At 64.2% G+C, this 3851-nt stretch carries 3 protein-coding genes and 1 tRNA gene; 2 read left to right on the top strand and 2 right to left on the bottom strand.

All coding sequences use genetic code 11. The features are described 5' to 3' along the window. Position 1 precedes the first annotated feature (1 nt). Positions 2-76 (bottom strand) — tRNA-Val (locus QZV93_RS07435). 139 nt (positions 77-215) lie between these two features. Then, positions 216-467: a sulfurtransferase TusA family protein gene (locus QZV93_RS07430; RefSeq protein WP_295557255.1), complete on the bottom strand. Its 252-nt coding sequence runs from the start codon at positions 465-467 to the stop codon at positions 216-218. 266 nt (positions 468-733) lie between these two features. Between QZV93_RS07430 and QZV93_RS07425 the strand changes: the two genes are divergently transcribed. Beyond that, positions 734-3193, top strand: a complete 2460-nt coding sequence (locus QZV93_RS07425; RefSeq protein WP_295557254.1) for an MMPL family transporter — start codon at positions 734-736, stop codon at positions 3191-3193. Positions 3194-3246: 53 nt separating this feature from the next. Next, positions 3247-3600 (top strand): DUF1428 domain-containing protein, encoded by a 354-nt coding sequence (locus tag QZV93_RS07420; protein ID WP_295557253.1) that lies wholly within the window; start codon positions 3247-3249, stop codon positions 3598-3600. Positions 3601-3851 lie beyond the last annotated feature (251 nt).

Below are 3851 nucleotides of genomic sequence, written 5' to 3'. Positions count from 1 at the left end.
ATGGTGGGCGGTACTGGGATTGAACCAGTGACCCCACGCGTGTGAAGCGTGTGCTCTCCCGCTGAGCTAACCGCCCTGTCCGTCGGAAAACGTGTCCGTCAGAGAGTTTGCCGGGATCGAGGCGGCGAACCGGGCCGCCGCCAAAGGAGCCTCTTATCCAGGGGCCCCCGCCCCGTGTCAAGCGCAGCCATGCAGCAGGCGCGGAGCGGGCCGCTTCAAGCCGGTTCGGACGGTCCTTTCTGGATCAGGAAGCGCTGAATGCCGCCGGTTTCGCTCTGCCCGATCAGCCTGTGGCCGGTCGCCCCGCAGAAGGCGGCGAAGTCCTCGGCCGCTCCCGGATCGCTGGCAAGAACCTCGAGGACAGCGCCCGGCGAAAGGGCTCCCAGAGCCTTGCGCGCCTTGAGCACCGGCAAAGGGCATTTGAGGTCGACGACGTCGAGCGATGCGGCGGCCTCGTCAGGGGCCATGGCGGAGCGTCCTTTTCACGGCAATGGCACCTAGAACTACGGCGTTCGATACCCGCCCGCAACGACTCACCGAATAGCGCTGGCGACCACGGGCTGGGCCCTTGCGCCCGCTAAGGGCCAATGCCACCGTACGTGTTGTGCGGACGATTCCGGCACCCAGTGCAGCGGAATTCGACGGGGCAGACGATCTGGCGCGAAACGATCGTTCAACGTGAGCGCTGAAGCTCGCTTGGACGGCAGTCGCCGCCGAGGATGCGAACGGACCGATGCGGAACGAAAGTAAACCCGACACGCCGCACGCATCCTTCCTGTTCTCGTTGGGCCTCGATCGTGTGGGCCTTGTCGCACTGCGGGCGCCCTACATCTCCGCGGCAGTCATCGCCGTGCTGACCGCGCTTGCGATACTCGGCATCTGGATGCTGCGCGTGGACGACAGCTTGTCCGAGCTGTTTCGCACCGACACGGCGGAATTCCGCCAGTACGAGGAGATCGACCGCCGCTTTCCCTCGAGCGAGTACGACGTGCTCGTGGTGGTGGAGGGGCAAGCGCTCCTTTCCCGAGAGCGGCTCGAGGTGTTCCGCAACGCCGTCGTCGAGCTACAGCTGACCGACGGCGTCGGCGGCCTTGTCTCGATGCTCTCGGCCCGCAATATTCCGGACGCCACCGGCTATGCGGCTCCCGTCGTTCCCGACGAGCTGCCCGAAGACAACGACGCTTATGCCAACGTCATCGACGCCCTGGTCAGCAACGACGTCGTCAAAGGCAAATTCCTGTCCGACGACGGCAACCTCGCGCTGATCGTCATTGCCCTCGATCGCAGGATGGTCGAGGAGCACTCGGCGCGGACTGTGATCAACGGCATCAAGGAAGTGGTCGATCACGAGCTCGCGGGCTCCGGGCTCACGGCCAAGCTCACCGGCGCGCCGGTGATGCAGCTCGAGATCCGGAACGCCGTGGAGCGCGATCGCCTCGTCTACAACGGGCTCGGTTTTCTCGTCGGCTTCGGCGTTGCCTACCTTTTCTTCCGCCGCCTTTCGCTGACCCTCATCGCCGTTCTCGGGCCGACTATCGCCATCCTGTGGACGCTCGGCGTCCTGGGCGGGCTCGACTTCCGCTTGAACCTCTTCATCAACGTCATAACGCCGTTGATCCTGGTGTCCGGTTTCTCGGATTCCATGCACCTCGTGTTCGCCATCCGCCGCGATATTCTGGCCGGCGTCGATCGCATCGAGGCGGCGCGCAATGCCGTCCGCGAAGTGGCGCCGGCTTGCCTGCTGACGGCCATGAACCAGGCCATCTCCATCGTCTCGTTCGCGTTCGCGGAGTCGGCACTGATCCGCACCTTCGGCTTCGCAGCTTTGATCGCGGTCGCCATCTCCTACACCGCTGTCGCCGTCGTGGTGCCGACGCTCGCCGCCATCTTCGTCCGTCGCGAGCCGGCCGCCGCCGTCGATCCGCACGTTCGCGAGGAGGGTGGGGTCGGCATCCTCCAGCGCCTGAGCGACACCGTGATCGGCTACGTCGGATCGCGGCCTCTGATCTTCGTCGTGTTGGGCGTCATTGCCGTGCTCGTGACGGGGCACGCCTTCGTCAACCTGAAGCCCATGTACCGTCTCGCCGATCAGGTGCCGGACAAGGAGCAGGCCCTCGCCGCCACGGGAAGCCTCGACAAGAAGCTCACGGGCGCCAACCCCGTCCACGTCATGATCGAGTGGAAGGGAAAGCCGCAGGCCGACGGCAGTCCGCCGATCAAGCTCTATGACGAGCGCACGCTGGCCGTCATTGCCGAGGCGCACGACATCCTGGAGAAGACCGCTGGCCTCGGAAACGTATGGTCGCTCGAAAGCCTGCGCCGCTGGCTCGCCAACGCCGGCGACGCGAGCATCGCCAACATCGAGCGCTATGTGAGGATCCTGCCGACCCATCTCGTGCACCGCTTCATCACAGACGACCAGACCGCCGTTCTCGTCACGGCGCGCCTGCCCGATATCGATGCCAGCGAGATCCTGCCCGTGGTCGACAAGATCGATCACGCGTTGGATGACGTCCGCAAGCGCCACCCCGGCTACGAGATCTCCGTTACGGGCTTGCCCGCCATCGCCGCGCGCAATTCCGCGACCCTCATCCATGAGCTGACCTGGGGCCTCGTCGGCGACATCTTCCTGGTCTTCATCTTCCTCGGCATCGCGCTGCGGTCGCTGCTGGTCGGGGTGTCGAGCATTCTGCCGTCCTTGTTCCCGATCTTTGCCACCGGGGCGCTTCTCTACTACACGGGGCAAGGCCTGCAGTTCGCCTCCATCGTCGCCATCACCGTCGCATTCTCGCTCGCGATCGACTCGACCATCCACTTCCTCAATCGCTACCGCCTCGAGGAGCAGAGGGGATCGCAAGTGAGCGCGGAGTTCGACGCCGAAGAGAACAAGTATCGGATGCGCGATCTGGATGAAAACGCGCCGCCCCCCGATCCCGCGCGCGAGGCGTTGGCCCGCACCGCCCACCACATCGGCCCGGCCGTCATCCTGACCACCATCGTGCTGGCGCTCGGGCTCGGCGTGACCATGCTGTCGGATCTGCCGTCGCTGCGCCTCTTTGGCGAATTGGCGTCGATCTGCCTCTTCGCGTCGCTGGTGGGACAGCTCGTCATCCTGCCCGCAACCGTTGCCCTCTACCGGCGGTATGTTCCAGACAAGCCAAAGCTCGCGCCCGCCGCACAATCGGCCCAATGACCTGGGAAGGCATTCCTCGAAAACGTCAAACAACAACATCGAGGAAGTGCCCAATGTCCTACGCCGACGGATTCGTCCTGGCCGTGCCCGAGGCCAACATCGCCGCATACAAGAAGCTATCCACCAAGGCCGGCAAGATCTGGATGGAGTACGGTGCGCTGTCCTACGTGGAGTGCGTGGCCGACGATGTGCCGGTCGGCAAGATCACGTCATTTCCGCGCTCGGTGAAACTCAAGGAAGGCGAGGTCGTCGTCTTCTCGTGGATCACCTACAAGTCGCGCGCGCATCGCGACGCCGTGCTGAAAAAGGTGATGGCCGACCCGCGGCTTCAGGCCGACATGAAGAACATGCCCTTCGACACCAAGCGCATGATCTACGGCGGCTTCAAGGTGTTGCTGGAGTTCTAGTCGCTCCGATCGCCGCGCCGCCTATCAGGCGCGGCGTGAATCGGCAGCGCAGTGAAAAGCTCCGATCGCCGCGCCGCCTATCAGGCGCGGCGTGAATTGGCAGCGCAGAACAATCCGAAGCGTGAATCATCGGTCTGGAACAAAGACCATGATCGCTTCGGGCCCTACCAGTCCGAAGCGTGAATCATCGGTCTATAACAAAGACCATGATCGCTTCGGGCCCTACCAGTCCGAAGCGTGAATCATCGGTC

Source organism: uncultured Hyphomicrobium sp. (assembly GCF_902826555.1).
Lineage (GTDB): Bacteria > Pseudomonadota > Alphaproteobacteria > Rhizobiales > Hyphomicrobiaceae > Hyphomicrobium_C.
This window is presented reverse-complemented; position numbering and strand designations above follow the sequence as displayed.

Excerpts from the sequence above, each read along its gene's own strand:
- QZV93_RS07425 (WP_295557254.1), top strand. The coding sequence starts at position 734 with ATGCGGAACGAAAGTAAACCCGACACGCCGCACGCATCCTTCCTGTTC.
- QZV93_RS07420 (WP_295557253.1), top strand. The coding sequence starts at position 3,247 with ATGTCCTACGCCGACGGATTCGTCCTGGCCGTGCCCGAGGCCAACATC.
- QZV93_RS07430 (WP_295557255.1), bottom strand. The coding sequence starts at position 467 with ATGGCCCCTGACGAGGCCGCCGCATCGCTCGACGTCGTCGACCTCAAA.